This window comes from Herbaspirillum sp. VT-16-41, assembly GCF_001994935.1.
Taxonomy (GTDB): Bacteria; Pseudomonadota; Gammaproteobacteria; order Burkholderiales; family Burkholderiaceae_D; genus Herbaspirillum; species Herbaspirillum frisingense.
Window position 1 is genome coordinate 84555 of the sequence record NZ_MUXB01000114.1, and the last position, 13841, is coordinate 98395.

Sequence of the window (13841 nt, forward strand, 5' to 3'; positions counted from 1 at the left end):
TTTTACTTGGAAATGGAAATATTGATGATCATCGTGCTATTGCAAATGATGCTATTGGCGGGCCTGGTACTCCTGGCTGTACCGGTACTGGTGTTGCTGGTACAGGTCCTCTGTGCCCGCTGGGCTGCGCCGCGCTCTGCGGCATTGAGTGCGACGCGACCGCGTATCGCTGTGCTGGTGCCAGCCCACAATGAAGCTGGTGGGATTGGCGAAGTGGTAGCCGGTATCCGCCGTCAGCTGCTTGCCGCCGACCGGGTCCTGGTGGTCGCAGACAATTGTTCTGACCATACCGCTCACATTGCCCGCGAGGCCGGCGCAGAAGTCACTGAACGCTTTCACGATGAATTGCGCGGCAAGGGTTATGCACTCGACCACGGAATTCGCCAATTGGCTGAGGATGCGCCGGACGTGGTCATCATCGTCGATGCCGATTGCTATCTGGGCGCGCAGGCGCTGGAGACGATTGCGCGTTCCTGCGTGCAATCGAATCGTCCTGTACAGGCGCTCTACCTGATGCATGCACCAGAAGGCGGGGGCCCGATGCGCAAGATCGCCGAGTTCGCCTGGCTGGTCAAGAATCTGGTGCGTCCGCTCGGTTTCCAGAAGCTGGGTCAGCCTTGCCAGCTGATGGGCACTGGCATGGCCTTCACCTGGCAGCAGATCAGCCAGGCCAATCTGGCCACCGGTCATATCGTGGAAGACATGAAACTGGGCGTGGACCTGGCCGAAGCCGGCCAGCCGCCACTGTTCTGTCCCGAAGCCATGGTCTACAGTTTCTTCCCTTCCAGCGACAGCGGAGTCAGCACCCAGCGTACGCGCTGGGAACATGGTCACCTGAGCGTGATCCAGTCTTACGTGCCGCGCTTGCTGGGTGGCGCTGTGACGCATCGCAACGCTGCCCTGGCGGCATTGGCGCTGGATCTGAGCGTGCCGCCGCTGGCATTGCTGGTGATGCTGGTGGTGCTGGCATGGGGGGTGAATGCGATTATCTGGCTGGCATGGGGCCTGGTATGGCCCTTGCTGCTGGCCAGCCTGCTGGTGGTGTCGATCGCTGTCTCGGTCTTGCTGGCATGGTCGGGCTATGGTCGCAAGGTCATCGGCCTGGGCGAATTGCTTGGTGCGTTCGGCTATGTGGCGCGCAAGCTGCCTCTGTATGTCAAATTTCTCTTCAACCGCCAGGTGGCATGGGTAAGGTCAAAACGTGACTCAGAATAACGTCTATCAGATCGCACCGGACACGGTCTCGCATGCGGCTATCGCGCATCTGCCCGATTTCAACCGTGATGTCTTCTGTATCCTGGGCCTGCCGTTTGACCGGGTCAGCCTGGCCGACGCCGAACGCATCACGCGCACTGCGGTGCTACAGCGACAGCGCTGCTTCCTGTCCACTCCCAACCTGAACTTTGCAATTGCCTGCCTGGAAGACCCGCAGTTCCGCCTCTCGGTCATCCAGAGCGATCTCTCCATCGCCGACGGTATGCCGCTGATCTGGATCGCGCGTGCTACCGGCTTGCCGATCAATGAACGGGTCGCCGGCTCCTCGCTATTCCAGAGCCTGCGCCAGGCAGCGCTGCCGGCCGGTGGCGAAGCGCTGCGGGTGTACTTCTTCGGCGGCCCTCCAGGCGTGGCCCAGGCCGCCAGCGAGAAGCTCAACGCCAGTGCCTCGTCAATGACAGCCGTCGGCTTCGACAGCCCCGGCTTCGGCTCCATTGAAGAAATGAGCGACCCCGTCAGTATCGAGCGCATCAATGCCAGTGGTGCCGACTTCCTGGTCGTGGCGCTCGGGGCCAAGAAAGGCCAGGCATGGATCCAATACAATCTGCCCCGGTTACGCGTGCCCTTGGTCAGTCACCTTGGTGCGGTCGTCAACTTCGTCGCCGGTACCGTCTCGCGGGCGCCGGTCTGGGCGCAGAAGACCGGCCTGGAGTGGCTCTGGCGCATCAAGGAAGAACCCAAGTTGTGGCGTCGTTATTGGGATGATGGCGTCGGCCTGCTCACGCTGCTGGTCGATCGCGTCATTCCTCTGGCAATGGCAGCTCGGCGGCAGACGCCGGTGGCCACCCAGTTCGAAGCGGCACACATGGCAGTGGAAGAACGGGAGGGCGATTGCATACTGCGCCTGTCCGGCGCCGTGGGGCAAGCCAACATCGGACGCTTGCGTGCACTGCTGCCGGAGGCGGCCCGCTCATCAAGCCCGCTGGTGGTGGATTGCACCGGTCTGGGCCATCTCGACAGCGCAGCCCTGGCGTCCCTGATGCTGTTGTATGGCGCATGTCATGCCGCCAAACGACCGTGGGCCGTACTGGGTGCGTCGCCGGAACTGCGCAAGCAGTTTGGGCTGCACTGCGCTGAATATCTGTTACAGCCGTCGGCATGAGCGGTCGCCGTTTCGCATAGACCGCGAGCGCAGCGGGTAGCCGGCACTTGGTCGGCACCTGTCGGAGTCGTCTACCTGAGTAGCACCGAACACCTATCGTCAATAGAAGAGGCATTCATGAAAGCAATGATTCTGGCAGCAGGCAAGGGTACCCGGGTTCGCCCCCTGACCTATGCGCTGCCCAAGCCGATGATCCCCATCCTGGGCAAGCCGGTGATGGAATACCTGATCGAACACCTGGTGAAGTTCGGCGTCCAGGACATCATGGTCAACGTCAGCTACCTGCATGACCGCATCGAAAATTATTTCGGCGAAGGGCAGCGTTTTGGTGCGCGCATCGGCTATTCCTTCGAAGGCTATGTGGACGACGACGGCCAGGTCTTCCCCAATCCCATCGGCTCGGCCGGTGGCATGAAGAAGATCCAGGAATTCGGTGGCTTCTTCGACGAAACCACCCTGGTCATCTGCGGCGATGCCCTGATCGACCTCGACCTGCATTCGGCATTGTTCGAGCATCGCCGCAAGGGTGCGCTGGTGAGCGTGATCACCAAGGAAGTACCGATGGAACAGGTGTGCAGCTATGGCATCGTGGTCGCCGAGCCGGACGGCAAGGTCAAGTCCTTCCAGGAAAAGCCCACCCAGGAAGAGGCGCTGTCCAATCTCGCCAGTACCGGTATCTACATCATGGAACCGGCGGCACTGGACCTGATCCCCAAGGACAAGTTCTTCGACATCGGCGCCGACCTGTTCCCACTGCTGGTGGAGAAGCAATTGCCGTTCTACGCCCAGAAGCGTTTCTTCAACTGGATCGATATCGGCAACGTGACGGATTTCTGGTCGGTACTGCAGAGCGTTCTGAAGGGCGAAGTCGCGCAGATGTACGTGCCCGGCACCCAGATCCAGGAAGGCGTATGGGTGGGATTGAATACCCGTATCGACTGGGAAGGCACGACCATCGAGGGGCCCGTCTACATCGGCGCCGGCTCCCATGTCGAGGCCGGCTCCAGGATCGTCGGCCCGGCCTGGATTGGTCACGGCAGCCACATCTGCAGCGGCGCAGAAGTGATTCGCAGCGTGCTCTTCGAATATACTCGCGTAGCCAGCGGCACCAGGTTTGAAAATAGCGTCGTCTACGGTGCCTACAGTGTCACCCACGACGGCGAAATGAAACATACGTCCGATCAGCCGGACGAACAATGGAACGATGCACGGGACCGCCGCCTCAAACCGCGCAGTGAAATCAAGGAAACAAGGAGTGCCTAATGTCTAATACCAAAATCTATCCCGTCATTTTGTCCGGTGGTTCGGGTACCCGCTTGTGGCCGCTTTCGCGTGCGGCTTACCCCAAGCAATTGCTGCCGCTGGTGAGCGAGCAGACCATGCTGCAGGAGACCGTGGCCCGCGTGGGCAGCTGGGCCGAGGTACAAGCGCCGCTGATCGTCTGCGGCAACGAACATCGTTTCATGATCGCCGAGCAGATGCGCGAGATCGGGGTACGTCCCCTTAGCATCATGCTGGAACCGCAAGGCCGCAATACTGCGCCGGCGGTCGCTGCCGCGGCACTGCATCTGCAACGCCTGGACCCTGAGGCCGTCATGCTGGTGCTGCCGGCCGACCACGTCATCACCGATGTCCTATCTTTCCACGAAGCTGTACGACGCGCGCTGGTGTCGGTGCAGCAAGGCGCGCTGGCGACCTTCGGCATCGAGCCGACCCAGCCGGAAACCGGTTACGGCTATATCTTGCGCGGTGCTGCGCATGCTGCCGAGAGTAGCAACTTCATGGTGGATCGTTTCGTCGAGAAGCCGGATCTGGCCACCGCCACCGGCTTCCTGCAACAAGGTGGGTACTACTGGAACAGCGGCATGTTCCTCTTCAAGGCCCGTGATTACCTGGCGGAACTGGAAGTGCACCGTCCGCTCATCGGCGCTGCCGTCAAGGACGCCGTTGCCAAGGCCTACAATGATCTCGATTTCTGCCGTCTGGACGAGGCCGCATTTGCTGCATCCCCCTCGGAATCCATCGACTATGCCGTGATGGAAAATACCTCGCGCGCGGTGGTGGTGCCGGCCAGCATTGGCTGGAGCGATGTGGGTTCCTGGAGCGCATTGCATGAAGTGCTGCCGGCGGACGCCGAGGGCAACGTGGTGCGCGGTGACGTGCACCTGAACCAGGTCAAAAATACCCTGGTGCGTGCTGAGAGTCGCATGGTCGCGGTGCTGGGCGTGGAAGACCTGGTCGTGGTGGAGACCGACGATGCCGTGCTGGTGGCGCATCGTGACAAGGTACAGGACGTCAAGTCCTTCGTGGACACGCTCAAGAGTGCCAAGCGCACCGAACACGTCCATCACAAGCGCGTCTTCCGCCCCTGGGGTAGCTACGAAAGCGTCGATTCGGGCGAGCGCTTCCAGGTCAAGCGCATCATCGTCAAGCCGGGCGAGAAGCTGTCGCTGCAGATGCACTACCATCGCGCCGAGCACTGGGTGGTGGTCAGTGGATCAGCTCTGGTTACACGCGGCGAGGAAGTGACCCTGCTGAGCGAAAACGAATCGATCTACTTGCCCATCGGCGTTACCCATCGTCTGGAAAACCCGGGCAAGCTGCCGCTGCACCTGATCGAGGTGCAATCGGGCAGTTACCTGGGCGAGGATGATATCGTGCGCTTCGATGACGTCTACAAGCGTGCCTGAGATAGCGGTCGCGCAATGAAAAAAGGAGAGCATTCGTGCTCTCCTTTTTTCGTTTTCGTCACCCGTGTTGTCTGTGGTGGGCCGATTCAACTGTTGGCAACGGACCTGCCGGATAGGGTCTCTGCGCTTGCACTGCTCGCGTGCAGGGCCACAAGTCGCTCAGCCAGCGCTGGTCCGGCCTGGATGCAGGCTGGGTACTTCCATGTACCTTTTACGAAAAGGGTGCGATCCAGCGCCTCCAGGAAGCGATCGATACGCATCGACATCATCTCATCCACCCCGATGGCGGCGCGCTGCACGTTGGCATCAAGCTGGGCCAGGTCCTTGACCACGAAAGCGATCTCCGGCTTGGAATAGAAGGACTCCCCCAGCACCACGGTCGGCTTCTTGCGGCGTACGGCCTGCAAGCCCACCGACGAGTTGATCACGAACACCATGGTGGCGCGATCCAGCAGCAATTCGATGTCGAACTTGCGCAGCCAGATCACGTCCGGGTATTTCTGGCGCAGTTCACTGTAGTCGTAGCGCCCCAGGTCTTCCGGGTGCTCCTTGACGATGATGGGATAGTCCGGTCCGCAGGTCCGGCGAATGGCGGCATGAACGGTCTCGAAGAACTCCTCCACCGAATGTACCAGCCTGGAGTTGAGCAGTACCTGGGTATCATCGTGGACCTGCAGGGGGACGAAAGCAAAGTGTTCCGGCAGCGTGACTTGGTCGTTCGGGATGGCAGCGCGTTCACGCTTGATCTGCCAGGTCTTGATGCGGCTGGAACCGCGTTGTTCCGGATACTGGGTGTAGTAGCCGAGATTGGCGCGATGGGCCAGCGCGATGGCCGCCAGTTGCGTGCGGGTCAGAGGGCGGATCTCGAGTGCCGGAGCCGTCTGGACATCGGTGCTGGAAGGTGGCTGGGACCGGGCTTGTGCAAGAACGGCATCGTAGTCCAGCGCCGCCAGGGTGGCGGAGGCATTCACGCCGGCCAGGTCGGCTTGCAGTGTGTTGGCGAAGTAACCGTTCTCCAGGTAGACCACCGGAATATCTTTGCGTCGGCACAGGACGCTGATGACCTGGCCGATGTGATCCTGGCCATTCCAGACCACGAACAGATCAGGTGCCTCTGCATCGATGAAGCGCTGTACGTAACGTGCCACCGCATTGACCCGCCCATGCCACTCGGTCAGGCTGCCACCGTGCTTGAGTTGCATGAAGTTGACCATGTCCTTCACGTCGTCCTGCGGGAACAGAATGTTCTGCTCCTGGGCGCTGCCGTCGAGTGTTTCCAGATCGCGCGGGAAGAGCTGCTCCGTGTTCTTGGATAGCAGCTTGTGGTCATGCGGCAGGAAATTCAGGTAGCGTACCTGGTGGCCATGGCGCTGTTCCAGGCAGTTGCCGGTGCTGAGCATCAGCGGCACGAACATGTCGGCCAGGACAAAGATGGCAATTTTCATCGAGGATACCCGTTCGAAAGATGGATCATTTCTTGATTCGTTTGAAGGCCAGGCGGAAGAACTCCTTGGCCGCGGCCCGCTGGAACAGGGCTACCGTGATCAGCCAGAAGAGCGCACCGGCCCCAGCCAGCCACGTAAAGAGCAGCGTTCCCGTGGCCGGGATGCGATCGCGGCAGAACATGACAAAGAGCATCATGCCCACGCCGGAAAGCAGCGACGGCAGCAGCGCAACCAGAAAATCCTTGAGACCCACGGCAATGAGCCGGCAGGCGAAATAGAAGGTCGGGAAAGCCATCACCACCGACACCGCAAGGTAAGCCAGCGCCAGGCCCTGAACGCCATCCTGGCGCGCACCAAGCACGAACGCCAGTACATACAGCGGCGTGCCGATCAGCGACAGGCGCAGCATCCAGCCGGTCTTGCCCAAGGCCATGAAGACCGGTGCGGCCACGCTGGTGATGACCTGCAGATAACCGACCAGGCCCAGGTACAGCAGGATGTCGCCCACCAGTGCCCATTTGGGGCCGAGGAAGACCGCTACGAACAGGTGCGACAGACTGGCTACCCCGAACATCATCGGCGCGGCTACGAAGGAAATCAGGCTCAGGGAGCGCAGCGACAGACTGGACAGATAGGCGCGATCGTCCTGGCGCCGGCTCATGACCGGGAACAGCGAGCGCACCGCCACCCAGGAGATGTTCTGTACCGGGAACAGCATGAGCTTGTAGGCCAGCGAGTAATTGCCCAGGACGGAGGCGCCCAGCATCTTGCCGACCACGAAACTGTCGGCATTGCGAAAAACGTAGGCTGCCATCTGGTTGCCAGCCATCGCTCCGCTGAAGGAAAAGACGCTGCGAATCGATGCGCGGTCGAAGATCATCTTCGGTCGCCACGGGGAATAGCGCCATAGCAGCAGGGTCGTGCAGACTGCCGTGATCACCGCCTGCGCCGTCAGGCTCCATACGCCGGCGCCCTGGAAGGCCAGGACCAGCGCGATGGCCAGCGACAGCAGCGAGGCCGCCGATTCGATCCCGGCAATGAGCCGGAAGCGCGACACCCGCTCCAGCAGAGCCTGATGCACCATCGAACTGGCCGCCACCGGGAAGGTAATGGCCAGTACCCACAGCACATGGGTCAAGCGTGGCTCACCGAAGGTGGACGACATGAAAGGTGCCGCCAGCCACAGCAACAGCATCAGCACCATTCCGCCGATCATGTTCAACCAGAACACCGACGAGCTGTCGTTATCGTGCAGTTCGGCCTTCTGGATGATGGCGGCGGCGGTACCCATATCGCGCAGGATGAACGCCAGATTGGTCGCGATGCCGGCCATGGCCATGAGGCCGTACTCGGAAGGGGGTATCAGCCGCGTCAACACGAACATGTTGACCAGCTGGGAGCCAATCTTGACGAACTGCGTTATCGCGATCCAGCGGACATTGGAAGCAGCGCTCATGCCGCTCCCCGGAACGCCAGGTGGCAAGCCCGCAGGCCAGCGATGGACGCCGACAACGCCGCGCCCGGTGAAAGCTTGGCAGCCTCAATGGGAGCGGCCATGCTCAATGCGTATCCAGCTCAGGCAGGCCCTTGATCAGATCGTCCACTGCCTTGACCTGCTCCAGGAAGGGCTTCAGCTGCGACAGCTTCAGCGCGCTGGGGCCGTCGCACAGTGCCTTGGACGGATCGGGATGCGCCTCCAGGAACAGACCCGCCAGACCCAGTGCCATGCCGGCGCGGGCCAGTTCGGTGACCTGGCCGCGACGACCGCCCGAGGCAGCTGCGCCGGATTCACGCTGTTGCAGGGCGTGGGTCACGTCGAAGATCACCGGCTTGTTGCCGCTGACCTGCTTCATCACGCCAAAGCCCAGCATGTCCACCACCAGGTTGTCGTAGCCGAACTGGGCGCCGCGGTCACACAGCATGACGTTGGTGTTGCCGCCTTCTTCGAACTTCTCGACGATGTTCTTCATCTGCGGCGGGCTGACGAATTGCGGCTTCTTGATGTTGATCACCTTGCCGGTCTTGGCCAGCGCGATCACCAGATCGGTCTGGCGTGCCAGGAAGGCGGGCAGCTGCAGCACATCGCAGACGCTGGCCACTTCGGCGGCCTGGTAGGGCTCGTGCACATCGGTCAGCACCGCCACGCCGTGCGCCTTCTTGACGGCTTCGAAGATCTTCAGGCCGGCGTCCAGGCCAGGGCCGCGGTAGCTCTTGATGGAGGAACGATTGGCCTTGTCGAAGGAGGCCTTGAACACATAGGGGATGCCCAGTTCCTTGGTGACGCGCACGTATTCACCGCAGACATCGACGGCGAATTGTTCAGATTCCAGCACGTTGATGCCGCCAAAAAGGACGAAGGGCAGTTCGTTTCCAACCTCGATATCAAAGATCTTGATCATGTTCCGTTTCCTCATGCAGGAGGTGATTGTTCAAATTACGGCGTCGACCGGGTCGCGCCTGGAGGGGGAGAATACTTCGGTTTGCACCGAAATCACAGACGCTTGGCGTCCAGCAGCTTGAGTACGCCCACCACGTGCTGTTCCTGGTTCAGTGCCACCAGGGCGGTGATGTTCAGTTCCAGCATCTTGGCTTCGGCGTCGACGAACATTTCGCTTTCCGGGACGGTCTTGGGCGAGCGGTTCATCAGGTCGGCGGCGGTGATGTGATAGATGTCCTTGCGGGCGGCCAGGGCGCGGCGCAAGTCACCGTCGGTGATCACGCCACTCAGGGTCTGGCGCTTGCCGTCATCGCTGACCAGGGCCATGCCCAGGCCGCCTTCGGTCATCTGGCCGATCACGTCGATGAGGGGGGTGTCTTGCATGACCCAGGGCACCTGGGTGTGCATCACATCCTTGACGCGGGTGAGCAGGCGCTTGCCCAGGCTGCCGCCCGGGTGGAAGCGGGCGAAGTCGTTGGGCTTGAAATCACGCTTCTCGATCAGCGCCACGGCCAGGGCATCGCCCATCACCAGGGTGGCGGTGGTGGACGTGGTCGGGGCCAGGTTGTTGGGGCAGGCTTCACGCGGTACCGAAACATCCAGGACCACATCCGCATTCTTGCCCAGGGTCGAATTGCGCTTGCCGACGATGGCGATGATGCGCAGGCCGAAGTGACGCAGGGAGGGAATCAGGCGGATCACCTCTTCGGTCTCGCCGCTGTAGGAGATGAGGATCGCGGTATCGGCCTCGGTGAACATGCCCAGGTCGCCGTGATAGGCCTCACCCGGGTGCACGAAGAAGGACGATGTGCCGGTGGAGGCGAGGGTGGCGGCGATCTTGCTGCCGATGATGCCCGACTTGCCCATGCCTGAGACGATCACGCGACCGCGGGTGTTGTACATCAGCTCGACGGCCTGTTCGAATTCGTCGGCCAGGCGCTCGGCGATCATGTTCAAGGCTTGCGCCTGTTCCTGGAATACCCGGATACCGGTTTTTCTCATGGTGTGCTCACTTGTTTCTGTTGGGGCGGGTCACTGCGTCATGCGGCTCATGGCCTGGGCATAACCAGCAACGCTGTCATAGATGGCAGAACGGTTCTGGGCGTTCAATACACTGTCGGAAAATTCCCGGAAAGCACCGTGGCCGCCGGGCTTGGCCAGCACGATGCGGGCATGGCGCTTGACGTAGTCAGCTGCGTCACCGACGGCCACCGGCCAGTCGCAGGCGGCGAAGCCGGGCAGGTCGATGCTGTCATCGCCGATCATGGCCGTGGCTTCGCGACCGACGCCGTATTGCGCCATGATGTCCTGGCAGGCGGCGGCCTTGTCCTTGGCGCCCAGGTGGAATGCGGTGATGCCCAGGTCGGCCAGCCGCCGGCGCAGCGTGGCCGAATCGCGGCCGGAGATGACGGCCACGTTGACACCGGCTTCCTGCAGCATCTTGATGCCCATGCCATCACGCACGTGGAAGCGCTTGAGGCATTCGCCGCTGTCGTCGTACCAGATGCCGCCGTCGGTGAGAACACCGTCGATATCGGTGATCACCAGCTTCAGATCCGCCAGGCTGCCAGCTTTGAGCGCCGGATCGGGCAGGCCAGCCATCAGGGCACGTACGCGCTCCAGGCAGGCTGGAGTATCCACCCCAGTGGCAGCGTGATCGACTTCGATGACGCGGATCTGCCAACCGGCATCCATGATGCGCAGTTGCTCCAGCATTTCCGCGCGCTCCAGCTCGCTGGCGGGCAATTCCGGGAAAGCCGCCAGCAGCTCGGCACGATAGGCGTAGACCCCGATGTGCTTGAAGTAGCGCGTCTTGCCGGTGGACTCGCGTTCGAAGGGAATGCGTGCGCGGCTGAAATACAGCGCGTCACCTGCACGATTGCGCACGACCTTCACGGTATTGGGGTTCTCCGCCTCGCTGGCACTGATCGGATGGCAGAGAGTGCCGACCTGCACCTGCGGTGCGCCCAGCATGGCTTGCAGCAGGCTGCGCAGGTGCGCCGGATTGACCAGCGGTTCGTCACCTTGCACGTTGAGATAGAGGTCGGCCGGATGGTGTTGCATGACCTCGCGCAGACGATCGGTACCGGAAGGATGGTCAGGCGAAGTCAGGACGGCCTTGCCACCGAAGGCGTTGACCGCCGCCACGATGCGTTCATCGTCGGTGGCCACCACCACATCGGCCAGTTCTTCCAGAGTCTTCACGCGTTCGTAGACATGCTGGATCATGGGCTTGCCCAGGATGTCGGCCAGCGGTTTGCCGGGCAGGCGGCTGGAGCCAAAGCGTGCCGGGATGACAGCGATACAGCGCATACGGGACCTCAGCCCAGCGCCGCCGGCCGGGGCGCCAGCGTGTTCGTCATGTCGGGGCGGTGTGATACGGTGGTCATGGAAGTGCTTTCATGTGAGGGAGTTCGGTGCCCCATGGCTGGGTGCCTGCCGCGCAGGGAGGTCATCCTGGTCATCAGCTACGCTTCGGTTGCGGCTCAGGTGTGCCGATCGCTGCCCCTGCTCGTGATTTTGGTAACCGCAGAGGCGGGCAGGTCGGTGACATCGATACGACAGTTTCAGCTGGCGGCATTTGCTCTTGTCATGGGTGGACGTTGCGACGTCGGGTTCACGTGTCCCCGACGTCCGCCCGGTAGGCAAGGCGCGAGGAACTGTGATGTTCTTATCTGGCCAGGTGCAAAGATTCAAATATGAAAGAAAAAGTTCCACAAAAATTTGCTGAGTGGAAATTTCCCGGCATTTGCTTGCAGTTACTGGCTTGTTCGACAAATTTATCATATTGTTGCGCTGCACAGTCGCATTTTTGCCTGAAATGCCGCGCTGAATAGGTGCATACTTTTTGTTGTCATTGAGTGAACTTTTATTCGCAAATAATGACAAGACGTCAAGATAGCGTTTGATGCTGATTGATGCCGAGAGAAGATTGAATAATCAGTGATTTTGAGAGGAAAAAAGATGTCGCGGGACCCTGACTGGCTGGCCGATCTGGAGCGCTATAACTTGCGCCGTCCGTTTCTGAAAGAACAATCGATCTGGGCCATCTGGGTCTATCGCTGGGGGCGGCGTATCGAGGCAAGACCGCCCGGTCTTGCCCGCAAGCTGCAGAACGCGCTGTATTGGCCGCTGTTCCGGCTGACCGAAACCGCTTTCGGTATCAGTCTTCCACGTGGCGCCAGGATCGGTCCCGGCTTGCGTATCTGGCACTTCGGCAATATCTTCGTCAATGAACAGGCTGTCATTGGCGCAGGCTGCACCTTGCGACAGGGCGTGACCATCGGCAATCGTCATGCAGGCGGTCCGTCTCCGGTGATCGGCGATGATGTGGAGTTCGGCGCCTATGCGCAGGTGCTCGGTGGCATCCGTCTGGGAGATGGGTGCAAGATCGGGGCTATGTCGGTGGTGTTGCACGATGTCCCTGCGGGTGCCACGGTGGTCGGGGCGCCGGCTCGCGTAGTTTCGACGGCAGTGAAGATCGACGAAGTCTAAGCGCTCTCGTTTTTGTCGTTCGTTCCGCCAGGCCCGCGCATAACGCGGGCCATTTTTTTTTGAGCCCGCGGCCGGGAAGGAGCAGGATATTTGCCTGCAGGCTTGCATGAAGCTCGCCCCCAAATGAAAAAACGCCCGATTGCTCGGGCGTTTTCTCTACGTATTGCCTTGCTGCTGATCAGGCGGCAGTCATGCCCATGGGCATGGACAGCTTCTGGTCGCCGCGACGACGACGCCATGCCATCATGCCCACCAGCGCCAAGCCACCCAGCATCATGCTGGTGGTGGATGCTTCGGGAACCGAGGAGATCAGGGTCAGGTTGCCACCATAGGAGCCGTTGCCGGTGACGGTCAGCTTGTAGAGACCGGCTGTCAGCGAAGTGGCCAAAATGCCGTAAGTCGTCTCGTACTTAGTTACGCCGTTGGTGGTGGTGATGCTGGTGCTGGAAGAGCTGGCGTAGGTGGCGCCAGTTGCAATGCTGGTCAGCAAGAAGCTGGTCAGCGTGGTCGGGGCAGTGGTCGAACGGGTAACGATGGAAGCCGTCACCGAAGATGACAGATCCGACAGGTTGCTGATCGTGAAGTTGTAGGTATCGCTGAAAGCGCCCGTATGGGAGGCGCTGAAGCCGACCTGATCGTTGACCAGGGTCAGTGTGGTAACAGCTGCATGGGCTGCGGTGCCAGCCATGGACAATGCCAGCGCAATGGCGGAAGCGGCGAGAAGTTTTTTCATGGGATCAATCCTTTAGGTTCACATCTTATTTATGACGAGGATTGCGCGTGGCGCTCTCCATTCAAAAGCAAATCAACTCACTTTGATGCTGGATTGCCCTGGGACAGCTTCGTCGCAGTCAATCTTTTTGTTGCCAAAAAATCATCCTGTCCTGACAAAAACTGACAGGATTTAACAAACAATGTGTTGATGTCGGAAATATAACATTGCGTTCGCTGGCTGAGCAATAAAAATCAGCCTGAAATCAGCTTTTTTTTGAATTTTCTTATCGCCTGAAACCCGCTCCAGTAAAGGATTACGAGAGTTTCTGCCAGGGAATTGATGAGCTTTGTTGCGGTGCGGTAACGAACAAATCCACGGGGCAATTTATTTGTCGAATTAATAACTAAAATCGTCTAAAAATAGATAAAAAGATAATTTTTCTTGCAAAATTAAATTGCATTTTTTGCAATTTTCAATTGCCGCACTTTACATTTGCCGGGCGGTAAAAATTGGCGTGAGTTTATTGACGCACTGTGACCCGCTGTCTTGCCTGAAAAATGTTGCGGAGGCGGGTCGAGAAAAGATAAACGACCTGTTGCGCAATGCCATGCCGCATCAGGTCGCTTCGGTGGAGGGGGGGGCTGGTGTAGCTTGAGTGATGGAAGCTGATCCCGCAGGAATC

The 13841-nt window shown here is 60.2% G+C and carries 11 protein-coding genes; 5 read left to right on the plus strand and 6 right to left on the minus strand.

Annotation, left to right across the window (positions count from 1 at the left end; genetic code table 11):
• Nucleotides 1-24: 24 nt before the first annotated feature.
• From BTM36_RS15665 to BTM36_RS15680, 4 genes are all read left to right on the plus strand, one after another.
• Complete coding sequence (locus BTM36_RS15665; RefSeq protein ID WP_006712717.1) at nucleotides 25-1215, plus strand: glycosyltransferase family 2 protein; 1191 nt, start codon at nucleotides 25-27, stop codon at nucleotides 1213-1215.
• 40 nt (nucleotides 1216-1255) lie between these two features.
• Nucleotides 1256-2377: a WecB/TagA/CpsF family glycosyltransferase gene (locus tag BTM36_RS15670; protein WP_077237243.1), complete on the plus strand. Its 1122-nt coding sequence runs from the start codon at nucleotides 1256-1258 to the stop codon at nucleotides 2375-2377.
• Between the two features lie 126 nt (nucleotides 2378-2503).
• On the plus strand, nucleotides 2504-3640 hold the full coding sequence (locus BTM36_RS15675) for a sugar phosphate nucleotidyltransferase (RefSeq protein ID WP_077237018.1): 1137 nt from the start codon (nucleotides 2504-2506) through the stop codon (nucleotides 3638-3640).
• A complete protein-coding gene (locus BTM36_RS15680; protein WP_077237019.1) occupies nucleotides 3640-5067 on the plus strand; it encodes a mannose-1-phosphate guanylyltransferase/mannose-6-phosphate isomerase in 1428 nt (475 codons plus the stop codon). The genes BTM36_RS15675 and BTM36_RS15680 overlap by 1 nt, the downstream gene beginning before the upstream one ends.
• A gap of 86 nt (nucleotides 5068-5153) precedes the next feature.
• Here BTM36_RS15680 and BTM36_RS15685 read toward each other — a convergent pair whose 3' ends face one another.
• The 5 genes from BTM36_RS15685 to kdsB all read right to left on the minus strand — a co-directional run bounded on the left by BTM36_RS15685 (nucleotide 5154) and on the right by kdsB (nucleotide 11262).
• Nucleotides 5154-6512 carry a capsular biosynthesis protein gene (locus BTM36_RS15685; RefSeq protein WP_077237020.1) on the minus strand — a complete coding sequence of 453 codons (1359 nt, stop codon included), beginning with the start codon at nucleotides 6510-6512 and terminating at the stop codon, nucleotides 5154-5156.
• Nucleotides 6513-6537: 25 nt separating this feature from the next.
• A complete protein-coding gene (locus BTM36_RS15690; protein WP_077237021.1) occupies nucleotides 6538-7968 on the minus strand; it encodes a lipopolysaccharide biosynthesis protein in 1431 nt (476 codons plus the stop codon).
• A gap of 103 nt (nucleotides 7969-8071) precedes the next feature.
• The gene (gene kdsA / locus BTM36_RS15695) at nucleotides 8072-8911 is read right to left on the minus strand and encodes a 3-deoxy-8-phosphooctulonate synthase (RefSeq protein ID WP_077237022.1); all 840 of its coding nucleotides are present in this window, start codon (nucleotides 8909-8911) and stop codon (nucleotides 8072-8074) included.
• A gap of 92 nt (nucleotides 8912-9003) precedes the next feature.
• On the minus strand, nucleotides 9004-9951 hold the full coding sequence (locus BTM36_RS15700) for an SIS domain-containing protein (RefSeq protein WP_174616859.1): 948 nt from the start codon (nucleotides 9949-9951) through the stop codon (nucleotides 9004-9006).
• Between the two features lie 30 nt (nucleotides 9952-9981).
• A complete protein-coding gene (kdsB, locus tag BTM36_RS29350) occupies nucleotides 9982-11262 on the minus strand; it encodes a 3-deoxy-manno-octulosonate cytidylyltransferase (RefSeq protein ID WP_077237023.1) in 1281 nt (426 codons plus the stop codon).
• A 651-nt stretch (nucleotides 11263-11913) separates the two neighbouring features.
• On the opposite strand from kdsB, the gene BTM36_RS15710 reads away from it, so the two are divergent.
• Nucleotides 11914-12444: a serine O-acetyltransferase gene (locus BTM36_RS15710; RefSeq protein WP_077237024.1), complete on the plus strand. Its 531-nt coding sequence runs from the start codon at nucleotides 11914-11916 to the stop codon at nucleotides 12442-12444.
• Between the two features lie 178 nt (nucleotides 12445-12622).
• On the opposite strand, the gene BTM36_RS15715 is transcribed toward BTM36_RS15710, so the two are convergent.
• The gene (locus tag BTM36_RS15715; protein ID WP_077237025.1) at nucleotides 12623-13177 is read right to left on the minus strand and encodes an FxDxF family PEP-CTERM protein; all 555 of its coding nucleotides are present in this window, start codon (nucleotides 13175-13177) and stop codon (nucleotides 12623-12625) included.
• Between the last annotated feature and the right edge of the window lie 664 nt (nucleotides 13178-13841).

Coding starts and splice junctions, on each gene's coding strand:
- BTM36_RS15690 (WP_077237021.1), bottom strand. CDS start 7,968: ATGAGCGCTGCTTCCAATGTCCGCTGGATCGCGATAACGCAGTTCGTC.
- BTM36_RS15675 (WP_077237018.1), top strand. CDS start 2,504: ATGATTCTGGCAGCAGGCAAGGGTACCCGGGTTCGCCCCCTGACCTAT.
- BTM36_RS15685 (WP_077237020.1), bottom strand. CDS start 6,512: ATGAAAATTGCCATCTTTGTCCTGGCCGACATGTTCGTGCCGCTGATG.
- BTM36_RS15680 (WP_077237019.1), top strand. CDS start 3,640: ATGTCTAATACCAAAATCTATCCCGTCATTTTGTCCGGTGGTTCGGGT.
- BTM36_RS15710 (WP_077237024.1), top strand. CDS start 11,914: ATGTCGCGGGACCCTGACTGGCTGGCCGATCTGGAGCGCTATAACTTG.
- BTM36_RS15715 (WP_077237025.1), bottom strand. CDS start 13,177: ATGAAAAAACTTCTCGCCGCTTCCGCCATTGCGCTGGCATTGTCCATG.
- BTM36_RS15665 (WP_006712717.1), top strand. CDS start 25: ATGATCATCGTGCTATTGCAAATGATGCTATTGGCGGGCCTGGTACTC.
- kdsA (WP_077237022.1), bottom strand. CDS start 8,911: ATGATCAAGATCTTTGATATCGAGGTTGGAAACGAACTGCCCTTCGTC.
- BTM36_RS15700 (WP_174616859.1), bottom strand. CDS start 9,951: ATGAGAAAAACCGGTATCCGGGTATTCCAGGAACAGGCGCAAGCCTTG.
- kdsB (WP_077237023.1), bottom strand. CDS start 11,262: ATGCGCTGTATCGCTGTCATCCCGGCACGCTTTGGCTCCAGCCGCCTG.